Source organism: Pseudomonas sp. R5(2019) (assembly GCF_009905435.1).
Lineage (GTDB): Bacteria > Pseudomonadota > Gammaproteobacteria > Pseudomonadales > Pseudomonadaceae > Aquipseudomonas.
Genome location: NZ_JAAAMT010000073.1, coordinates 1 through 20,876 on the forward strand (window position 1 = coordinate 1; position 20,876 = coordinate 20,876).

Below are 20,876 nucleotides of genomic sequence, written 5' to 3' on the forward strand. Positions count from 1 at the left end.
TGGCCGCGATGGGCTGCGCAGCATACCCCGGGGCCGCTGCGCGGCCCATCGCGGCCAGGTCCGCTCCTACATCGGATACCGCGTAAGCGTTAGTAGCAGTCCGTCATCAAGCAGTCATCATTCTGTCGTGAAATACGGGCCGGGCGCCTCAGGTGCCCAGCCTTTTTTTTTATCAATAGAGCCCGCCATGACCATGACCGAACAGCTGAGCGCCTTGAGTTCCATTCTGGCTCAAGGTGGTTTACACAGCCTGTTCCAGCCCATCGTCTGCCTTTCCGAACGGCGTATCCTGGGCTATGAAGCCTTGAGCCGTGGCCCGTCCAACAGCCCACTGCACTCCCCCATCAACCTGTTCGCCGTGGCCCGCCATGCCGGGCGCCTGAGCGAGCTGGAGATCGCCTGCCGCGAAAGCGCCTGTCGGCGTTTCAGCCAACAGAACCTGGACGGCAAGCTGTTCCTGAACGTCTCGCCCGAATCGCTGCTCGAACCTACCCACCAAGCCGGCTTGACCCTCAAGCTGCTGCAAAGTGTCGGGATCGCCCCCAGCCGGGTGGTCATCGAACTGACCGAGCAGACTCCCACCGACGACTTCCAGCTGTTGTACAACGCCCTGCACCACTACCGCGCCATGGGCTTTTCCATCGCCCTGGACGACCTTGGCGCTGGCTACTCGAGCTTGCGGCTGTGGTCTGAACTGCGCCCGGATTACGTCAAGATCGACCGGCACTTTATCGATGGCATCCACCTGGATGCGGTCAAGCGTGAGTTCGTCGGCTCTATCCTGCAAATGGCCAAAGCCTCGCGGGCCCAGGTGATCGCCGAAGGCATCGAACTGGCTGAAGAGTTGTCGGTGCTGATGGAGATGGGCGTGGATCTGGTGCAGGGCTACCTGCTCGGACGACCTCAGGAACAGCCCGCGCGCGATGTCCGGGGCTTGCCGACACAAGCGGACGTCGGCACCCCGGCGCTCAATGACGAAGGCAGCGACCTTGGTGCGCTGATCAACACCCAGCCCGCCGTCACCCGCCAGACCCCGACCGCCCACGTGCTGGAAGCCTTCCGTCGCCAGGCCAACCTCAATTCGCTGGCGGTGCTGGACGACCAGGACCGCCCCTGCGGCATCGTCCACCGTCACTCGCTGTCCGACGCCCTGCTCAAGCCGTTCGCCACCGACCTGTTCGCACGCAAGCCCATCAGCCGCTTGATGAACGAGGACTTTCTGGCAGTGGAGCTGAATCAGTCGCTGCAACAGGTCAGCCGCCTGCTCACCAGCCGCGCGCGCCAGCGTATCGAAGAAGATTTCATCATCACCTTGAACGGTTGCTACCTGGGCCTGGGGCGGGTGATCGATGTGCTCAAGTTGATCACGGAGCTGAAGATCCAGCAGGCCCGGCATGCCAACCCGCTGACCTTGTTGCCGGGCAACGTGCCGATCCAGCAGTGCCTTGCGCGGCTGCTGCAACAGGGGCGTGAGTCGGTGATTTGCTACGTGGACATCGACAGCTTCAAGCCTTTCAACGACCTCTATGGCTATGCCCGTGGCGATGAAGTGCTGCTCTGCCTGGCCCAGTGCCTGAACGAGCGGGTCGACCCCAGTCGCGATTTTGTCGGGCACATCGGAGGCGACGATTTCATGCTGGTGTTGAGCTCGGAAGACTGGCGCAAGCGCCTGCAGCAACTGATCGAGGATTTCCAGAGCCAGTGCCGACGCTTCTACCGTGCGGAGCATCTGGAAGCGGGTTGTTTCATCGCTCACAACCGTCAGGGCCAGCGCCAGGAATTTGCCTTGCTGTCGCTGTCGATCGGCGTGGTGCACCTGCACCCGGCGGCGTGTGCCGGGCTGGATGCCGGGCAACTGGCGGCGCTGGCCTCACAGGCCAAGCATCACGCCAAGGAAGTGCCCGGTTATAGCCTGCATGTGATCGAGGCCTGAAAGGGACGACCGCCCTTAAACACATGGTGAGCGAGATAGGTGGGAGCGGATTTATCCGCGAATCCAGCCACCGCGGTGTGTCAGACACACCGCAGTGTGGCCATTCGCGGATAAATCCGCTCCCACATCAGGAAATACAATTGCAGCAGCGGGGCTCAGGCTTCTTCGGGGTAGCTGTACTCGAATACCCGCACCACTTCGGACGCATGCCAGGACGCCGCCGCCACCCCATCCGACGGCCCGGAAAACCGCCCCAACCGCTCCACACACTCGAAAAACCCCGTGCGCGGCAGGCGACTCGCCCCCTGGCTGATGACCAACGAGCTGCGCAACGGCTGCTCGGCACGGGCATCCAGCACGGCCAGGTATTCCAGCGCGGCGGTCAGGGTTTGCATGGCGGGGGTGGGCAGTTGCAGGCGTTCGAGCAACGCCCGGTAGGTCAGCAGATGACGTTGGCGACGGGCCAGGTCCAGTTCACCCAGCAGGCCTTCCCATTGTTGGCGACTGATCCTCACACGGGTCACAAGGCATCCCTCCAGCCGGGCACCCCCAACTCCCAGGCCAGACTTCGGCGAATGGCCGCATCGGGCTGTCGCTCGCCCGTTTCGATCATGGTCAGGTACGACGGGCTGATGCCCACGGTACGCGCCAGTTGCTCCAGCGCAAGACCCTTGGCCTGCCGCAGGGCAGCGAGGGACTCAAGCCCCGGCAGCTCGTCACTGGCCGCCGCCACCGGTGTCTCCAACGGCGCCTGCGCAGCCTGCTCGGGGTGCCCGGCAGCCTTGAGCAGCGCTTGATACTGAGCCCATGGCACCACCGCATACTCGGGTTGTCCATCGCGGCTGATGACCTGAATACTCATAAAACCCCCCTGTACGACTACGGCCTGTAATTCGTAGGTATAAGACTTATAGCAATTATATTAACAGCCGATACGAATAGCGGGAGACCGATGTTGCATTGCCATGACCGGAGAATGAATCAGCCCTTGTTGTGTTCCAGCTGCAAGGCTTCTGGCGTGTCTGGCAATCTTTCAACCACACGCAGCTTTTCCGGGCCTTGCAGGTCCCGCCAACGGCGAAATGCTTCAAGTTCATCACTCAAGGTCTTGATCACCCAGCTGAGCACGGCAATGTCATCGAGCATGCCCACGCCCAGCAACCAATCCGGAATCGCATCGATGGGGCTGACGAAATACAGCAGCCCCGCCACCACCGAAAGCAGTGCCTTGGGGCTGATCGCCCGGTACTCGCCGCGCCACCAGGCCAGGCACAACGACTGCAACAGGTGGACGTCTTCCTTGAGTTTGCCCACCCGGTAACCCTTGCGGGCCACCGCAAAAATCAGCGCAGGCAGCCGCCCTCGGCTGAGCAGACGCTCGGCCAGGGGCAAGAATCGGGCGAAGTTCCAGGGTGCTTTCATGAAGCCTCCGGGGGAAATGATGGCCAAGGGTTATCCACATTTATTGTGGATAACCTTGTGAACAGAGCCCTTTTCCGAGCTCGCAGAGCCCGTTTTACAAGGGCGAAAGTCAGATCGGGCGTTTTTTACACACCTGAAAACCCCGCGCGACGCCTGGCGCGGTGGTGAATGGTTGTTACTGCACTGAGACTATAACGACAACCGTCAGTTCGCTAGCGCTAAAAACAACAACGCCCCGACAAGACGGGGCGTTGCTGAAAAGCCTGCGCGATCACTCGCTTACTTGGCTTCTTCTTCCTGGGCTGCTGCGTTGTCGGCAGCGGCCTTGGCAGGATCCTTGATGGCCAGCAGTTCCAGGTCGAAGACCAGGACCGAGTTGGCAGGGATCAGTGGGCTTGGGCTTTGCGCACCGTAGGCCAGGTCAGCCGGGATGTACAGTTTGTACTTCTCGCCAACGTGCATCAGTTGCAGGCCTTCGACCCAACCCGGGATCACGCCGCTGACCGGCAGATCGATCGGGGCGCCACGTTCGATGGAGCTGTCGAAGACCTTGCCGTCAGTCAGCTTGCCTTCGTAGTGAACGGTCACGACGTCAGTCGGCTTTGGCTGAGCGCCATCGGCTTTCTTGACGACTTCGTATTGCAGGCCGGAGGCAGTGGTGACCACGCCAGCTTTCTTGCCGTTTTCTTCCAGGAACTTCTTGCCGGCGGTGGCCGACTCTTCGCTCATCTTGGCCAGACGCTCTTCTGCACGTTTCTGCAGGGCAGCGAAGGCTTCAACCAGCTCTTCGTCCTTGAGTTTCTGTTCTTTCTTGCCGACAGCGTCTTCGATGCCTTGGGCGACAGCTTTGGAGTCGAGGTCGTCCATGCCTTCTTGCGCCAGGCTCTTGCCCATGTTCAGGCCGATGCCGTACGAGGCTTTTTGCGCCGGGGTCTTGAGCTCTACGCTGGTCTGCGAATCGCAACCCGCCAGAACCAGGCTAACCAGGGCAACCGCCGCCGCCAACCGATGCTGTTTCATGCTATTTCCTTGTTCATGCGCCAAAAGGGCAATCGAGTAAAGCCGCGAGCTTATCAGGCGGCCACGACCAATGGCTACCGGCATGAGAGCCACAAAACGCAGATAAGTTCATGCCGGCAAACCGCTTTCAGCCAGTAACCGGTCAACCATAGCTCAAGTTGGTCAAATCAGTGGGTAACGACCTGCACGATACTGCTCGGCGACCTCACGCACCGCGTCACACAGCCATTGTGCGGGCAAGGGCAACGGCAGCGCGGCGTTGCTGCAGATACCGACCGACCCGCCCGGCTCGCGCACGCCCAGATTCAGCTCGCTCAATTCGCCGCGGCTGATGTCCACGTACACCGCATCCCGGGGGGCGATCCACACGGCATCGCTGCTCAGGACATAACGGCGGCTGAGGGCCGGCGATAGTGTTTCCAGACGTTGCTCCGCTGGGGTGATCGCGCATTGCACGAACAGGCTGTCGGCGTGCTTGCGGATGGTGGTGCCCGCCAGCGGCAGCACCAGCGGGTAACGATTGACCTGGCTGCGGTCCACCGGCTCGCGTTCCAGCAGCGGGTGGCCGGGGCGGACCACCAGGGTCATGGACTCGCTGTACAGATGCTCGAACATCAGGCCCTGGATCTGCGGGCTGTCGGTCATGCGGCCGATGACCAGGTCCAGCTCGCCCACATGCAGCTGCGCCAGCAGGTGCGCACTGGGGCCGGTGACAACGCTGACCACAAGCGCCTCGTGGCGCTGATGCAGGCGGCGCAGCACTTCAGGCATCAACAGGCTTTCGACGGTGGAGAGCACACCGATCTTCACTTGTGGCGCTTCGTGCGCCTCATGGCGCAGGGTACTGACGCCATCGCGCAGGGCCTGCACGCAAGGGCCGGCATAGCGCATGAAGCGCACCCCGGCGGGGGTGAGTTGCACGCCATTTTTGCTGCGTTCGAACAGCCGGGTCTGCAGCAGCTCTTCAAGCTCCTTGAGGGTCTTGGAGATCGCTGGCTGGCTAATGGCAACCGCATCGGCGGCCTTGGCGAAACTGCCCTGGCGGGCGATTTCGAGAAAGCACAGCAGGTGGCGGAATTTGATGCGGGTGTCGAGGTTCATGCGGGCAAGGGTAAGGCAAAACCCGGGACGAAGCGATTGTCACGCCCGCACATGGCTGTAGGAGCGGACCTGGCCGCGATGGGGCGCGCAGCGGCCCCAGGGGCTGCTGACGCAGCCCATCGCGGCCAGGTCCGCTCCTACAAGTTTCGCGTTTACCCGGCGATCTCGACGGTGTCGCCGTTCAGGCGTACGGGCCATGTGCGCAAGCGCTGTTCGGGGGCTTCGATGCACACCCCATCAGCCAGCCGGTAATGCTGCTTGTACAACGGCGCTGCAATCACCAGATCGCCCTTGAGGCTACCCACGATCCCGCGCCCGATCACGTTGGCGCCGGACTCCGGGTCACGGTTGTCGATGGCATGCAGCTGTGCCCCCGGCGCATCCGGCAGGTAGAACAGCGCCACCTGCGCGCCGTCGTGCCAGACCACTACGCCGGACTGCGCCACCAGGTCCTGACGACTGCACACCGCTTGCCACTGCTGCTCGGCTTGCACACGTACCGCGTTGTTTGTCGGGGCCATCAGACCACCTCCTCGGCTACTGGGATCAGGTTGAGTTCGGCATGGGAAATCGGTCGACGCTGGCCACGTTCCTTGACGAAGTGGATGTCCGGGTCGGCGCGGCGGTCGTTGACGAACGTGCGGAAGCGCTTGAGCTTTTCCGGGTCTTTCAGGGCGTTGGCCCATTCGCATTCGTAGCGGTCGACCACCAGCTGCATCTGCGTCTCAAGCTCGGCGGCCAGCCCCAGGCTGTCGTCGATGATGACCGCCTTGAGGTAGTCCAGCCCGCCTTCCAGGCTTTCACGCCAGACCGAGGTGCGTTGCAGTTTGTCGGCGGTGCGGATGTAGAACATCAGGAAGCGGTCGATGTAGCGGATCAGTGTTTCATCGTCCAGGTCGGTGGCGAACAGCTCGGCATGGCGCGGGCGCATGCCGCCGTTGCCGCAGACGTAGAGGTTCCAGCCGTTCTCGGTGGCGATCACGCCGACGTCCTTGCTCTGCGCTTCAGCGCATTCGCGGGTGCAACCGGAGACGGCGAACTTGAGCTTGTGCGGCGAGCGCAGGCCCTTGTAGCGGTCTTCGATGTCCAGCGCCATTTTCACGCTGTCTTGGACGCCATAACGGCACCAGGTGCTGCCCACGCAGGACTTCACCGTGCGGGTCGACTTGCCATAGGCGTGCCCGGTCTCGAAGCCGGCCTCGATCAGCTCGCCCCAGATCAGCGGCAGTTCATGCAACTGGGCGCCGAACAGGTCGATGCGCTGGCCACCGGTGATCTTGGTGTAGAGGTCGTATTTCTGTGCGACCTGGCCGATGACGATAAGTTTTTCCGGAGTGATTTCACCGCCGGGAATCCGTGGCACCACCGAGTAGGTGCCGTTTTTCTGCATGTTGGCCATGAAGGTGTCGTTGGTGTCCTGCAGCGGCGCCAGCGATGCGTCCATGATCGGCTGGTTCCAGCACGACGCCAGGATATTGCCCACGGTCGGTTTGCAGATGTCGCAGCCCACATGGCCACGGCCGTGCCTGGCGAGCATCTCGTCAAAGCTGGTGATGCCTTCCACCCGCACCAGCGCATACATCTCCTGACGGGTGTAGGCGAAGTGCTCGCACAGGCTCTTGTCGACTTCGACGCCGCGGGCGATCAGTTCGTGCTCGAACACCGACTTGAGCAACGCCGCGCAGCCACCGCAGCCGGTGCAGGCCTTGGTTTGCGACTTGAGGGTCGCCAGGTCGCCGCAGCCGTTGTCGATGGCCGAGCAGATCGAACCCTTGGTGACGTTGTGGCAGGAGCAGATGGTTGCCGTGTCCGGCAAGGCATCGGCGCCCAGCGCCGGGGCGCCGTCGGACAACGGCAGGATCAGGCTGGACGGATCGGCCGGCAAGGCGATGCCGTTCTGGGCGTATTGCAGCAGGGTGTCGTAGTAGCTGTTGTCACCCACCAGCACTGCACCGAGTACGCGCTTGCCGGTGGCGTCCACCACCAGGCGGCGGTAGGCCGAGTTGGCTTCGTCGATAAAGCGGTAGCTGCGAGCGCCCGGGGTGGCGCCGTGGGCGTCGCCGATGGAGCCCACGTCAACACCCAGCAGTTTGAGCTTGGTCGACATGTCGGCGCCGGTGAAGGTGGCCGCGCCCTCGCCCATCAGGCTGGCGGCGACATTGCGCGCCATGGTGTAACCCGGAGCGACCAGGCCGAACACGCTGCCATTCCACGAGGCGCATTCACCGATGGCGAAAATCTGCGCATCGCTGGTGCGGCAATGCTCGTCGATCACCACGCCACCGCGTTGGGCAATCTCCAGGCCGCTGCTGCGGCCCAGTGCGTCCTGCGGGCGGATACCGGCGGAGAAGACGATCAGGTCGGTCTCGAGGAATTCGCCGCCATCGAAGTTCATGCGGTAGGCATAGTCTTCACCGGCGACGATCGACTGGGTGGCGCGCGACAGGTGCACACCGACGCCCAAGGCTTCGATCTGCGCTTTCAAGGCCGCGCCGCCATCACCGTCGAGTTGCACCGGCATCAGCCGCGGGGCGAATTCGACGACGTGGGCTTCCAGGCCCAGCGACTTGAGGGCGTTGGCCGCTTCAAGGCCGAGCAGGCCGCCACCGACCACCACGCCACGGCGGGCGCTGGCAGCAGCGGCACGGATGCCATCCAGGTCGTCAAGGGTGCGGTAGACCAGTTTGGCATTGCCTTCGGACCCCGTGATCGGCGGCACGAACGGATAGGAGCCGGTGGCCAGGATCAACTGGTCATAGCCGAACCGCCCGTTGGCCGTGACGACTTCGCGGCGTTCGCGGTCGATCTCCAGCACGGCGCAGTCCAGGTGCAATTTGACACCGTGGTTGGCGTACAGCTGGGCATCGCCCAGGGCCAGGGTTTCGGCATCGCTGCCGCTGAAGTATTCCGACAGGTGTACCCGGTCGTAGGCGCGCTGGCGCTCTTCGCCGAATACATGCACGTCGTAGCGGGCCAGTGCGCCGCGCTCGATCAATTGCTCGACGCAGTGGTGGCCGACCATGCCGTTGCCGACGATGACCAGGGTTTCACGGTGTGCGATCGTCACTATCGAATTCATACAGGTTCCTCAACTCGCCAATCACGGTGGCCTGCCAGCCAAAAAACAAAAAAGGCACCTGGAGCCGAAGCTCCAGGCGCCTTTGCCTGGTATTCATTTATGTATGCCCTGAATGTGATCGACGTTGACCACCGTGGACTGCCTGCCAATGCGGTTTGGTAGGCCTTGCTAGGTGAAAAGCAGGTTACGTGCCAACTGCACAAAACCTACTGACAAACCGCAATCTTGTAGGAGCGGACCGGGCCGCGATGGGGCGCGCAGCGGCCCTGGGGTCTGCTTCGCAGCCCATCGCGGCCAGGTCCGCTCCTACATGAATCGATGCCAGCGCGTTGAAAATCGAACCGGCTTGGTGCGCCAGGGCCTGGCGCGCACCGCCTCAGTACACATCCCGCAAATAACGCTTGTCGCGGCTCATGCCGGCGACATAGGCGTCGGCGTCTTCACGGCTCATGCCGCCATGTTGCTGGACCACTTGCTTGAGCGCGCTGTCGACGTCCCGGGCCATGTGCCCGGCGTCGCCGCAGACATAGAAGTGCCCGCCGTCCTGCAACCAGCTCCACAGCTGCGCGCCGTGTTCGATCATGCGTTGCTGCACATAAATCTTCTGCGCCTGGTCACGGGAGAACGCGGTGTCCAGACGCAGGTGGCCGTCACGCTCCCAGGCGGTGAGTTCGTCGCGGTAGTAGAAGTCGCTGGCGGCATGCTGCTCGCCGAACAACAGCCAGTTCTTGCCGCTCGCCCCGGTCGCCTGGCGCTCTTGCAGAAAGGCGCGGAACGGCGCCACGCCGGTGCCGGGGCCGACCATGATCATCGGCGCCTGGGCATCCTTGGGCACCCGGAAGTGCGCCGACGGCTGAGTGAAGATCGGCACCCGGGTGTCAGTGGCGCGGTCGGCCAGAAAGGTCGAGCACACGCCCAGGCGCGGGCGCTCGTTGCAGCGGTAGCGCACGGTCGAAAGGGTCAGGTGCACCTGATCGGGCGTGACCTTGGGGCTGGAGCTGATCGAGTACAGGCGTGGCTGCAGAGGCTTGAGCAACGCGACCAGTTCATCGGCCGCCAACTCCTGCGGGAATTGCTGCAGCAGGTCGGTCAGTTGCCGCCCCCAGAGCCAGTCCTTGAGTTCGGCCTTGTTGGCCGGCGCAAGCAACCGCTTGAGTTCCGGGTTGGCCGAACGCTGGGCCATCAGGTTCAGCCAGTCGGGGGTGATGCGGGCGATTTCCAGGTGCTGATGCAAGGCCAGCGCCAGCGGCATATCGGGTTTGCCCTTGAGGCTGACAGCCTGTTCGCCATCGAGCCTGAGCGTGCCCAGCAATTCATCGACCAGGGCCGGGCAGTTGCTCGGCCAGACGCCGAGCGCGTCGCCGGCCTGATAGCTGAAGCCGGTGTCCTTGAGATCGAAAACGATCTGCCGGGTTTCCTTGCTGGCACCCGGGGTGTTGAGCAGGCGGTTTTCCAGCAGGCGCGCCGGCAAGGGGGTTTGCTTGCTGTAGAGCGGCGCTTCGGGCGCGCTGGGCAATTCGTCGAGGGTGCTGACCGCAACCGCCTGGGCAGCCGGCTGCGCTGCGCCGGCCAGCGCTGTGCAGACCTTCGCCAGCCACTGCTCGGCGGGTTCTTGATAGTCCGGTTCGCAATCGACTCGCGCCTGCAAGCGCTGCCCGCCCAGTTCGGCCAGGCGCTCGTCGAGACGGCGGCCAAAGCCGCAGAACTGGTCGTAGTTGGAATCGCCCAGCGCCAGCACCGAGAAGCGCACGCCGCTGCAGTGCCCGGCTTCAAGTGCCTGCAATTGCGCCCACAGGTTCGCCCCGCAATCCGGCGCGTCGCCGTCGCCAAAGGTGCTGGCGATCAACAGGACGCTGGCGGCGCTGCACAGTTGCTGCGCCGTCACCTCGTCCATGCCGTTGAGCAGTACCTCATGACCGGCCTCTCGCAGGCGCTCGGCGCAGACCTCGGCGAAGCTTTCGGCATTGCCGGTCTGCGAGGCCCAGAGCACCCGGTGGACCGGCTTGAGGGCGGCCAACGCGACGGGTTCGGCGCTCGGCGCCAGCAAGGGGGTGGCGGCCGGGGCGCGGGCGAACAGGCCCGCCAGCAGCCCATCGACCACCAGCCGGCTGGCCGGGGTCATCGGTGCGGCGGCCGGCAGGGTCGGCACACCGCCGTCCAGGCGGCTGGCGTCGGAACGCAGGCCCAGCAGGTAACCTTGCATGTACAGCCGTTCATCGTCGGCCAGGGCTACTTCATAGCGACTGTCCAGGCCAAGCACGCGTGCCAGGGTATCGATCGACATGCTGTCGGGCTCCTGAGATTCACAAATCGGTTCGGCGGCGGCGCTGTCGATTTCCACTGCCGGAATGCGCGCGGCGCTCACACGGGTCAGGGCAACCGCGCAGATCTTGAACGCCGGCTGCAGCGAGATCGGGTCGATGGCGTCACTGGTCACGGCGTTGACGGCCAACTGCTCGCCAAACACATCGTTCCAGTGAAACGGTGCAAAGCAGTTGCCGACCATCACTCGGTCGCTGATCCGCGCCGGCAGCACAGCCTGGCCACGGCGCGAGCGCAGTTGCACCTGATCGTTCTCGCTGATCCCCAGGCGGGCGGCGTCGTCGGGGTGGATCTCGACGAAGGGACCGGGGTTGAGCTTGTTCAGGGTCGGCACCTTGCCGGTCTTGGTCAGCGTGTGCCATTGGTGCTGCAGGCGGCCGGTGTTGAAGACCCAGGGATAGTCGTCGTCGGGCATTTCCGCGGCGGGCAGGTGCGGGCGGGCAAAGAAGCGCGCCTTACCGTTGGGGGTGGCGAAGGCAATGCTCGGCTGTTTGCCGTCCGCGTCGAACTTGATGGCCTGGCTGACGCCATCGTTGAGGTAGCGGATGGGGCTGCGGACGTCCTCGCGGCCCGGCTCGCACGGCCACTGGCGGGGTGTTTCGCGCAAGGCCGCATAGCTGATGCCACGGATGTCGTAGCCGGTGGCCGGGTTCCAGGCGCGGCGGATTTCATCGAACACCGCTTCGGCGTTGGCGTAGCTGAAGGCGTCGGCAAAGCCCATTTCGCAAGCGACGCGGGCAATGATCTGCCAGTCCGGCATGCTGTCGCCGGGGGCGTCGACGGCCTTGGCCATCAGCGTCATGTTGCGCTCGGAATTGATCATTACGCCCTCAGCCTCGGACCACAGCGCGCCGGGCAAGAGAATGTCGGCGTAGCGGTTGGTTTCGGTGTCGAGAAAGGCGTCCTGGGTGATCACCAGCTCCGCCGCCTGCAAGGCTTCGATCACTTGCTGGCGGTTGGCGACGCTGGCCACAGGATTGGTGCAGATGATCCAGCAGGCCTTGATGCTGCCGGCGCGCATGGCCTGGAACATGCCCACCGTGCCCTCGCCCGCCTCTTCGCGCAGGGTGCCGGCCGGCAGCTGCCAGAGGTCTTCGATAAAGGCCCGGTCGGCGGCCACCAGTGCTGAACGCTGGCCGGGCAAGCCGGGGCCCATGTAGCCCATTTCGCGGCCGCCCATGGCGTTGGGCTGGCCGGTCAGCGAGAACGGCCCGCTGCCCGGCTTGCAGATTGTCCCGGTGGCCAGGTGCAGGTTGCACAGGGCGTTGGTGTTCCAGGTGCCATGGATGCTCTGGTTCAGGCCCATGGTCCAGCAGCTCATCCAGTTGCCGGCGGCGCCGATCCAGTCGGCCGCCTTGCGAATATCGGCCTCGGCGCAGCCTGTGATCGCGGCGACCTTGTCGGGGCTGTAGTCCGCAAGGAACGCCGGCAGCGCCTCCCAGCCTTCGGTGTAGCGGGCGATAAAGTCCGGGTCGGTATGGCCGTTCTTGTGCAGCAGGTGCAGCAGGCCGTTCATCAGCGCCAGGTCGGTGCCGGGCTTGATCTGCAGGAACAGGTCGGCCTTGTCGGCGGTGGCGCTGCGGCGGGGGTCGACAACGATCAGTTTGGCCCCGGACTTGACTCGATCGAGCAGGCGCAGGAACAGGATCGGGTGACAGTCGGCCATGTTCGCGCCGGTGACAAAAAACAGGTCGGCCTGGTCGAAATCCTGATAGCTGCCGGGCGGCCCGTCAGCCCCCAGCGACAGCTTGTAGCCACTGCCGGCGCTGGCCATGCACAGCCGCGAGTTGGACTCGATATGGCGGCTGCGGACAAAGCCCTTGGTCAGCTTGTTGATCAGGTACTGGGCTTCCAGCGACATCTGCCCCGAAACGTAGAACGACAGCGCGTCCGGGCCATGGGCATCGAGCAGTGCCCGGAGTTTTTTCGCGGTAGCGCTGATGGCCTCATCGATGCCCAGGCGCACCGGGTCGCGCTGGCGCTCGTTACGCATGAAGGCGTGCTCCATGCGCCCGGATTCGGTGATGGCCTGGTTGCAGGTGGCGCCCTTGGTGCACAGGCGACCGAAGTTGGCCGGGTGCCTGGCATCACCGCTGACCTTGATCACCTTGTTGTCCTTCACGCTCATGACAATGCCGCAACCCACGCCGCAATAGGGGCAAACGCTACGCACCGTTGTGCTGGTCATTGTCGTACCTCGTGAAAGCAAAAAGGCGCCCTGCTGCCCTCCGCTGCTGGAAGCGGGGGCAACACGGCGCCTTTGTCGTGAAATGTGCAATCTGCGTTGACTGCGGGATGTGCGATGCACTGCAAGGCACGCGCCAGAATTGGCAAACCCTTGTGGCATGGGCTTTGTGCCGATTAGCTGAACCTGATCGCCACAGTCCCGTGCACCGCAACAGAGCAGCGAGCCCCAACTGGATGCAAAATCGGGCGACACCCTTTGTAGGAGCGGCGGTCCGGCGTCCCGGCCTGGCCGCGATGGGCCGCACAGCGGCCCCGGCGATTCTAAAACCTACTACACCCGCAAGCAGCGTCGCAGATGCCTCTGGCCTCTGGGGCTGCTGCGCAACCCATCGCGGCCAGGTCCGCTCCTACAGCCGCAACCGCTCGTAAGGCGGGTCTGAGTTGGGCACAATCGGGGCTGGCGAATTCGAGTGACCGGCATGCTGATCGATGAAGAACTGACCCTGAAGAAGCTGGAGGTGTTTCTGGCCTTCATGCGCACTGGCAATCTGGCGCGGGCGGCGGCCGAGCTCAATACCAGCAACGTCAGCGTGCACCGCGCCATCCACTCGCTGGAAAGCGCCCTGCGCTGCCCGCTGTTCAAGCACGAAGGCCGCAACCTGACGCCGCTGGAAAGCGCCTATGTGCTCGAGGAGCGGGCCCAGAAGCTGATCCAGGATGTGCTCGATACCGTGCGCCTGACCCGCGAGGCCGCCGGTTTCTCCGCCGAGCGCTTCAAGCTCGGGTCGCTGTACTCCTTGACGGTCAAGACCGTGCCGCAGCTGATCATGGGCCTGAAAATCCGCCGCAGCGAACTCAATATCGACCTGATCCTGGGCTCCAACATTGACTTGCTTTACAAGCTCAAGAACATGGAGGCCGACGCGATTCTGGTGTCGCTGGACGACAGCACCAACGACCCGGATTGCGAATACCTGCCGCTGTTCAGCGACGACATTTTCCTCGCCACCCCGGCCGATTCGCCGTTTGCCGGGCAAGCAGAAGTGGACCTGGCCGACCTGCGCGACTCGACCTTCATCACCCTGACCCAGGGTTTCGCCACCCACCGCGATGGCGTGCGGGTGTTTGACCAGGCGGGGTTCAAGCCGAAGGTGGCGATGCAGGTGAACGATATCTTCACCTTGCTCAGCATGGTCAGCTCGGGGGTGGGTTATGCATTGCTGCCCGGGAGGATCGCGGCGGTGTACGAGAACCGCGTGAAGCTGATACCGCTGCAGGCGCGGTATCGGATGCAGCAGCATATCGGGGTGGTGTTCTTGAAGGCCAAGGAACGCGATCCGAACCTGTTGGCGCTGTTGGCGGAATGCCGGATGTATGCGACCCGGCATGCGCAGGTGATGTGAGATCGCTTGGCGGTCCTGGCGGACCGCATCGCGGCCAGGTCCGCTCCTACAACTCTTGCGCAATCCTGTAGGAGCGCACCTGGGCGCGATGGGCCGCAAAGCGGCCCCAAAACATTGCAGGGTTCAGGCCTGGTCGCGGCCCTCCTGTTGCATGAGCGAGACGAGGGTGTCCAGCCGGGCATCTTCGAAGCAGAGGGTTGTACCTTGTTCGAAAACCCGCCGGGCAAGGCCGGTCAGCACCGAGCCTGGCGGCAGTTCGATCTGCAGGCGCACGCCGCGCTCGTAGGCGCTTTGCACGGTGGCACGCCAATCGACGATCCGGCACATGTTGAAGGCCAACTCGTCGCGAACCTGTTCAGCAGTGCGCAGCGGCCGAGCGCGGCTGCTGCTCAAGTAGCCCAATCGAGGTGCCTGCATGGGCACCTGGGCGAAGGCTTGCGCCAAGGCCCGGGCCGGTTGCTCCAGCAGCGGGCAATGGGACGGCACACTGACGGCCAAGCGCTTGCACACCACCACCCCGGCACCGCGCGCCTGTTCAGCGACCGATGCCATGGCGGCATCGCTGCCGGCAATCACCAGTTGGTTGTCGGCGTTGATATTGGCCAGGTACACCGGCGTTGCCTCGCTGTGGACCTGGGCCAACAGCCTTTCAAGGCTGGATTGATCAAGCCCGATGATGGCCGTCATGCCATAGCCTTGCGGCCAGGCCTGCTGCATCAATTCACCGCGCAGGCTTACCAGCCTCACTGCATCGCTGAAGCTCAGCGCTCCCGCCACCACGGCTGCCGGGTAGGCACCGATGGACAACCCGGCGACGTAGGCCGGTGCCGGCGCCTGTTGCAGCAGCAGGCGGGAACAGGCGACGCCTGCCACCAACAGGCACAGCTGGACAGCACGGGTCGAGGCCAGCGCTGAAGCCGAGTCCAGTTGCAACACATCCTCAGCCAGCACGTCCGACGCTTCCGTCAGGCAGTCCCGCACCACCTGCGATTCCAACAGGTGATGCAGCATGCCCGGCTTCTGCGCGCCCTGCCCCGGAAACACCAGCAAACTGCTCATGCCACCGGCTCCAGAGCCTGCCACGGGTTGCTGACCAGCCGCGCTCCATCGCTGGACTTGAGCAACACCTGCCGTGCCGCCCCTGCCCACTCCAGCAAGGCCACACCACCGTGGGGCGTTTGCAGTTGCACATCGATGCGGCACAGCGGCGTGTGCAGATGTTGCAGCAACTGCGCAGCCGCCTGCCGGTCGAAGGGTTGCGCGGTACGCAGGATCAAATCCAGATCACTGTGTTGATGCAGGGCACTGCAACCTGTGGCCAATTCAAATCCGGCACTGCCGCTGACGCCCCAGGTCAAGCCCGTTGCATCGAGTACTGGCTTGAGTGCGCGCAAGGCCTGCAAGGCTGGCCAATCCTGCGCCATCGCCGGCAGGTCGCACAGCTGCTCCGGGCGAACCCGACGCTGCACCACCGCCATTGGCATCCAGGTCGCGTAGCGCTGTTCGCGCAAACCTGCGCGCACACCGACTGCCACCTGATCCACCGCACCCGAGGCGCGACGAACCACCACCGGATGGCCTTTGCGCAAGGCATCAACGGCCCAGAGCGGCGCATCGGCCGGCAGCCAGTCGAAGTTTTCAGTCCAGAGCAGATCGTGGGGCAGGAAGGTATTCATCATCATGACCACTGAGCGCGCAGCAATTCGCGGACCTTGCTTGAAGCCGCGCGATGGCTGGCCCCGAGCCGCCCGCTCAAATCGCGCCCGCCGGCCTCGACATCCTTGACCGCCCCGATCAGGCATTCATGGATACGGCCCAGATCAGACGCCGACGGCTGCTCGGCATTGTCCACCTGCACGGTCTGCCAGAGCAGGCCCAGGCTTGCGTAGCTGTCGATGTCATAGGCCATCGGCGGCACGCTGGCGGCCAGGGCTTCGAGTTCTTCGACGCTGCGCAGGGTCACTCGCGCCGCCGACGCCTTGCCCATGGCATGCACCATCACACCGTCGTCGCGCAGGGCGATCAGGCGGTTGGCCTGGTAGCCGTGAGCCAAAAATGCACCCGACATGGCCTTGCCCACCAATAGCGCGATCACTGGATGCCCGGCCAAGCGCGCACGCGCATAACTGTCGGCGGCAGCGGCCAGTGCCTGATGAATACCCAGCGCTTCTTCACGGCGGCCATAGGCCTGGCTCGGGACATCGACAATCGCCACCAGCACCCGTTTGTGCGGCTGGTCGCGGTCGGCGGCGATGGCCTGATCCACGGCGTGGGCCAGGCCCCAGCCTTCCAGCAGGCCGACTTCGCCATTGCGAGCGCGGACAAAGCGGTTGGCAGGGTCTGCCACCACCGCCAGAAAACGTGCCGGCCATTCACCCAGCTGGCCGTCGGCAACCTTCAAGGACGCCGGCAAGCCACTGACTTCGCGGGCCCCTTCGCTCAAGGCCTGGAACCAGTGCAGGCCACGCAGGGAAAAGGTGCTCATGAGCGGTCTCCTTGGTACAGGCGGCGAACCGTCGCCGGGTCGATTTGCGGCGCGGCGTCCAGCTCCGCCAGGCATTGCAGAAAGTGCTCGGCCTTTTGGCTGCGGTGCACCGCGGGCACGCCTTGCTGCAACAGCTCACTGACCTGCTCGCGGATCTGGCTGACTTCATCGGCCACGTAGCGGTCCACCAGTTGACTGGCGAAGCGCTGCTCGCCGCCGGTCAGGCTCCAGATAAACGGGCGATCGCGGGAATCGTATTCATCGAGGCCGGCTTCCTGCTCGATCACCAGCGGGCCGTTGAGCCCCAGCCGTGCTTCCTGGGTGACCAGCAAGTAGCTGCACAGCCCGGCGGCAATCGACATGCCACCAAAGCAGCCGACGCTGCCGGCGATCACGCCGATCACCGGCTGGTACTGGCGCAGGTCGACGATGGCGGCGTGAATCTCGGCAATGGCCGCCAGCCCGAGGTTGGCCTCCTGCAAGCGCACGCCACCGGTTTCCAGCAGCAATACCGCGCGGGTGGGAATGCCGTTGCGGTTGTCTTCAGCGGCCAGTTCCAGCGCGCCGGCGATCTTGGCGCCACCGACTTCACCCAGGCTGCCACCTTGAAAAGCCCCTTCGATCGCGGCGATGACCACCGGCAAACCGTCGATCAAGCCCTTGGCGATCACCACCCCGTCATCGGCCTGGGGCACCACGCCCTGCTTGGCCAGCCAGGGTGACATCAGCCGCTCGAATGGGTCGATCAGTTCACGAAAGCTGCCGGCATCGAGCAAGGCTTTGGCCCGCTGGCGGGCGCCGAGTTCGACGAAGCTGTGCTTGTGCAGCAGGCGCGCGGTATCAGTCATGGCCAATCTCCTCGAAGCCCTGCTCCAGGCGCAGGCGTGCCACGCCCGGGGTCGCGCCGAAGTCATGGATATCGATGCTCAGCGCCGGTGGCGTGCGGCCTTCGAAGATCCGTTCGAACAGTTGCTGCCAGCGCGTGGCGGCACCGTTCACCGAGGTCTGCACGGCGATGGTCAGCTTGCCAGGCTGGCCCGGCTCGATCAGCACTTCCAGATCGCCCGAGCCGACACAGCCCACCAGCGCTCGACCACGGCCGGGCTGGCCAGCGGGGAATTCAAAGTTCAAGGTTTCCATCAGTACGCTCCCTGGTCACGCAGCTCGCCTTGTTCCAGGCGATCGATTAACAGGCACGCCGCCAGCAGGTCGGCAGCACCGCCGGGCGAGGCATTGAGCTGCAGCAACTGCTCATCCAGCGCGTGCAGGCGCCGACGCCCCGGCAAGCTGGCGCTGCCGCCGGCATCGAGCACCGCCTGGGCGCCGGACTGCATGGCTTCAAGGCCAGCCAACCCCGCGCGGTAGAGCACGCAGGTGTCACCCAGATGGGTCATGATCGCCAGCAAGGCATCGAGTCGGGCGTTTTGTTCGCCATGGCCGGCGGCGCGGCTGCGCTTGAGTTGCGGCAGACCGCGCAGCAGCACCGACGGGAAACCCAGCTGGGCCTCTTCCCGCGCACCGCGAGCGCCATATTGCTGGGCGACCTGGGTGCCGTGGCTGGCGGTTTTGGCTGCAAAGCGATCCTCGAGCAACGCCAGGCGCGCAGCGCGCAGGCTCAGGGCCGAGGCGCTGACATTGCCGGGTTCCAGCGCGGCGGCAGTCACCAACAGGCCCAGGGCCCAGATGCCGCCACGGTGGGTGTTCACGCCCTGAGTGGTCACGAGCATCGCCTGCTCGCCTTCGCGACCGATCCGGCCGATGGCTTCGCGCAGTGGCAGGCCAATGGCGCCGCTGGCCTGCGCCGCTTCGGCCATCGCGTTGAACGTCGGCCACAACGACAGCGCCGAGGCGTGCATCAGGCCCAGGTGCAGGTCAGTGTGGGCGCCGTTACCGCGACGGTCGACCAGCGCCGGTTTTGGCGACAGGTCGGCCTCATCGATCAGCGCATCGACGGCGAAGTCGGCCAGCCGCTCGCTCAAGGAAACCGGGCGGGTGTGCAGATTGAGTGCGTGCATTACCAGCTCCTGAATTTGGCGGGCGGGTTGTACAGGCCACCGGACCATTCGACCAGGTCGGCAACACTCTTGGCCGCCAGCAGCTCCCGGGTGGCGTCGGTGCGGCGGATACCGAGGTCTTCGGGCAAGGCAATCAGCCCCTCGCGGCGCATGCGCGCGGTGTCCCTGGGGTTGTGCCGCTGGCCAATGGCGGTCACGCCCGCCACCGCCGCAATCATCGCCTGGCGTTCTTCCAGCGAGCGCGCCTTGTACAGGTAGGCGATGCCTTCCTCGGTGAGCAGATGGGTGACGTCGTCGCCGTAGATCATGATTGGCGCCAACGGCATGCCGCATTTTTTCGCCACTTCGATGGCGTCCAGGGTCGGTACGAAGGTCGGCTTGCCGCCTTCCTGATAGGTCTCGACCATCTGCACCACCAGCTTTTTGCCGCGTTCCAGCAAGGCTTCAGGCGCGTCACTCTGATTCTGGCGCATGTCCAGCCAGGCCGGCGTGCTGTGGCGACGGCCGCGTGGGTCGTGGCCCATGTTCGGCGCACCACCGAAACCGGCCAGGCGGCCACGGGTCACGGTGGAGGAATGGCCGTCGCCGTCCACTTGCAGGGTGGCACCGATAAACAGGTCCACGGCGTACTGGCCGGCCAGTTGGCAGACCATCCGGTTGGAGCGCAGGGAGCCGTCGCGGCCGGTGAAGAACACATCCGGGCGCGCGGCGATGTAATGCTCCATACCCAGCTCGGTGCCAAAGCAATGCACGCTGTCGACCCAGCCACTTTCGATGGCGGGGATCAAGGTCGGGTGGGGATTGAGGGTCCAGTTGCGGCAGATCTTGCCCTTCAGGCCCAGCGATTCGCCGTAGGTCGGCAGAATCAGCTCGATGGCGGCGGTGTTGAAACCGATGCCGTGGTTGAGCGACTGCACATTGTGTTTTTCGTAGATGCCGCGAATCGCCATCATCGCCATCAGCACGTGCACCGGCTTGATGTGCCGGGGGTCGCGGGTGAACAGCGGTTCGATGTAGAACGGCTTGTCGGCCACCACCACGAAATCGACCCAGGACGCCGGGATATCGACCCGGGGCAGGTCGCTGACATCATCGACCAGCTGGTTGACCTGAACGATCACGATGCCATCGCTGAAGGCGGCCGGCTCAATCAATGCCGGGGTGTCTTCGGTGCTGGGGCCGGTGTAGATATTGCCCTGGCGGTCAGCCATGAAACCGGCCGAGAGCACCACGTTGGGGATCAGGTCGACCACCAGCCGGGCGTACAACTCGATGTAGGTGTGGATTGCGCCGATTTCCAGCAGGCCGTCTTCGAGCAGCTGGCTGATGCGCAGGCTCTGGGTGCCGGCAAAGGAGAAATCCAGCTTGCGGGCGATGCCGCGCTCAAACAGGTCCAGATGCTCCGGCCGCCCGACGCTGGGCATGATCATGTGCAGATCATGCAGCTTGCCCGGATCGACCTTGGCCAGCGAGCGCGACAGAAAGTCGGCCTGCTTCTGATTGTTGCCTTCCAGTACCACCCGGTCCCCGGGCAGCATCAGGGCTTCGAGGGCTTCGACAATCCGTTCGGTTGGCAGTACCACGCCATCGGCGAACGCACGCACTTTTTCCAGTCGCTGCTGCTTGGCAGTGCGGCGACGCGACCAGCGCGGGTCGGGGGTTATTGTTGTTGTCATGCTCACTCCACGCGTCTTCGCTGTAGTGGGCCTAACAGTAGGAGCAGTGGGGACGGTGCATCAATCAAGCAGAACGGCGGATTGTTACGCTGAGAGTAACAGTCGCTGCCTTGTAGGAGCGGACCCGGCCGCGATGGGCTGCGAAGCGGCCCCTTGGGTCTGTGACATCGGCGGATCAGCTTGCGAGTGCCGGCGGTTTCAGAATCGCCGGGGCCGCTTCGCCGCCCATCGCG

Annotated in this window: 17 protein-coding genes; 2 read left to right on the forward strand and 15 right to left on the reverse strand. The window is 64.3% G+C overall.

Annotated elements, in window-relative coordinates; all coding sequences use genetic code 11:
- Nucleotides 1-187 precede the first annotated feature (187 nt).
- On the forward strand, nucleotides 188-1,933 hold the full coding sequence (locus tag GUY40_RS26640) for a bifunctional diguanylate cyclase/phosphodiesterase (RefSeq protein ID WP_166571895.1): 1,746 nt from the start codon (nucleotides 188-190) through the stop codon (nucleotides 1,931-1,933).
- Between the two features lie 155 nt (nucleotides 1,934-2,088).
- Here the strand turns inward: GUY40_RS26640 and GUY40_RS26645 are convergent, their stop codons facing one another.
- The 8 genes from GUY40_RS26645 to GUY40_RS26680 all read right to left on the reverse strand — a co-directional run bounded on the left by GUY40_RS26645 (nucleotide 2,089) and on the right by GUY40_RS26680 (nucleotide 13,065).
- A complete protein-coding gene (locus GUY40_RS26645; RefSeq protein ID WP_166571896.1) occupies nucleotides 2,089-2,457 on the reverse strand; it encodes a hypothetical protein in 369 nt (122 codons plus the stop codon).
- Nucleotides 2,454-2,795, reverse strand: coding sequence for a helix-turn-helix domain-containing protein (locus tag GUY40_RS26650; RefSeq protein ID WP_166571897.1), 342 nt, complete (start codon nucleotides 2,793-2,795; stop codon nucleotides 2,454-2,456). The genes GUY40_RS26645 and GUY40_RS26650 overlap by 4 nt, the downstream gene beginning before the upstream one ends.
- 119 nt (nucleotides 2,796-2,914) lie before the next feature.
- Entirely contained in the window at nucleotides 2,915-3,355 is a 441-nt protein-coding gene (locus GUY40_RS26655; protein ID WP_166571898.1) for a YkvA family protein, read from the reverse strand.
- Nucleotides 3,356-3,634: 279 nt separating this feature from the next.
- The gene (locus tag GUY40_RS26660) at nucleotides 3,635-4,375 is read right to left on the reverse strand and encodes an FKBP-type peptidyl-prolyl cis-trans isomerase (RefSeq protein WP_166571899.1); all 741 of its coding nucleotides are present in this window, start codon (nucleotides 4,373-4,375) and stop codon (nucleotides 3,635-3,637) included.
- Between the two features lie 162 nt (nucleotides 4,376-4,537).
- A complete protein-coding gene (gene pcaQ / locus GUY40_RS26665; protein WP_166571900.1) occupies nucleotides 4,538-5,476 on the reverse strand; it encodes a pca operon transcription factor PcaQ in 939 nt (312 codons plus the stop codon).
- A 152-nt stretch (nucleotides 5,477-5,628) separates the two neighbouring features.
- A complete protein-coding gene (gene nirD, locus GUY40_RS26670) occupies nucleotides 5,629-5,997 on the reverse strand; it encodes a nitrite reductase small subunit NirD (RefSeq protein ID WP_166571901.1) in 369 nt (122 codons plus the stop codon).
- Complete coding sequence (gene nirB / locus GUY40_RS26675; protein WP_166571902.1) at nucleotides 5,997-8,555, reverse strand: nitrite reductase large subunit NirB; 2,559 nt, start codon at nucleotides 8,553-8,555, stop codon at nucleotides 5,997-5,999. Before nirB ends, nirD begins: the two co-directional genes overlap by 1 nt.
- Before the next feature lie 376 nt (nucleotides 8,556-8,931).
- Nucleotides 8,932-13,065, reverse strand: coding sequence for a sulfite reductase subunit alpha (locus GUY40_RS26680; protein ID WP_166571903.1), 4,134 nt, complete (start codon nucleotides 13,063-13,065; stop codon nucleotides 8,932-8,934).
- A gap of 478 nt (nucleotides 13,066-13,543) precedes the next feature.
- Here GUY40_RS26680 and GUY40_RS26685 point away from each other — a divergent pair, with 478 nt between their 5' ends.
- Nucleotides 13,544-14,467, forward strand: coding sequence for a LysR substrate-binding domain-containing protein (locus tag GUY40_RS26685; RefSeq protein WP_166571904.1), 924 nt, complete (start codon nucleotides 13,544-13,546; stop codon nucleotides 14,465-14,467).
- 123 nt (nucleotides 14,468-14,590) lie between these two features.
- Here the strand turns inward: GUY40_RS26685 and mdcH are convergent, their stop codons facing one another.
- Genes mdcH through mdcA form a run of 7 tightly spaced genes read right to left on the reverse strand, consistent with a single transcriptional unit; the run spans nucleotide 14,591 to nucleotide 20,643 of the window.
- Nucleotides 14,591-15,526, reverse strand: a complete 936-nt coding sequence (gene mdcH / locus GUY40_RS26690; protein ID WP_166571905.1) for a malonate decarboxylase subunit epsilon — start codon at nucleotides 15,524-15,526, stop codon at nucleotides 14,591-14,593.
- A complete protein-coding gene (locus GUY40_RS26695; RefSeq protein WP_166571911.1) occupies nucleotides 15,523-16,143 on the reverse strand; it encodes a malonate decarboxylase holo-ACP synthase in 621 nt (206 codons plus the stop codon). Before GUY40_RS26695 ends, mdcH begins: the two co-directional genes overlap by 4 nt.
- Before the next feature lie 2 nt (nucleotides 16,144-16,145).
- The gene (gene mdcE / locus GUY40_RS26700) at nucleotides 16,146-16,952 is read right to left on the reverse strand and encodes a biotin-independent malonate decarboxylase subunit gamma (protein WP_166571906.1); all 807 of its coding nucleotides are present in this window, start codon (nucleotides 16,950-16,952) and stop codon (nucleotides 16,146-16,148) included.
- The gene (locus tag GUY40_RS26705) at nucleotides 16,949-17,800 is read right to left on the reverse strand and encodes a biotin-independent malonate decarboxylase subunit beta (protein ID WP_166571907.1); all 852 of its coding nucleotides are present in this window, start codon (nucleotides 17,798-17,800) and stop codon (nucleotides 16,949-16,951) included. The genes mdcE and GUY40_RS26705 overlap by 4 nt, the downstream gene beginning before the upstream one ends.
- Complete coding sequence (locus tag GUY40_RS26710) at nucleotides 17,793-18,092, reverse strand: malonate decarboxylase subunit delta (protein WP_166571908.1); 300 nt, start codon at nucleotides 18,090-18,092, stop codon at nucleotides 17,793-17,795. Before GUY40_RS26710 ends, GUY40_RS26705 begins: the two co-directional genes overlap by 8 nt.
- On the reverse strand, nucleotides 18,092-18,967 hold the full coding sequence (locus GUY40_RS26715) for a triphosphoribosyl-dephospho-CoA synthase (RefSeq protein WP_166571909.1): 876 nt from the start codon (nucleotides 18,965-18,967) through the stop codon (nucleotides 18,092-18,094). The genes GUY40_RS26710 and GUY40_RS26715 overlap by 1 nt, the downstream gene beginning before the upstream one ends.
- Entirely contained in the window at nucleotides 18,967-20,643 is a 1,677-nt protein-coding gene (gene mdcA / locus GUY40_RS26720; RefSeq protein WP_166571910.1) for a malonate decarboxylase subunit alpha, read from the reverse strand. The genes GUY40_RS26715 and mdcA overlap by 1 nt, the downstream gene beginning before the upstream one ends.
- Between the last annotated feature and the right edge of the window lie 233 nt (nucleotides 20,644-20,876).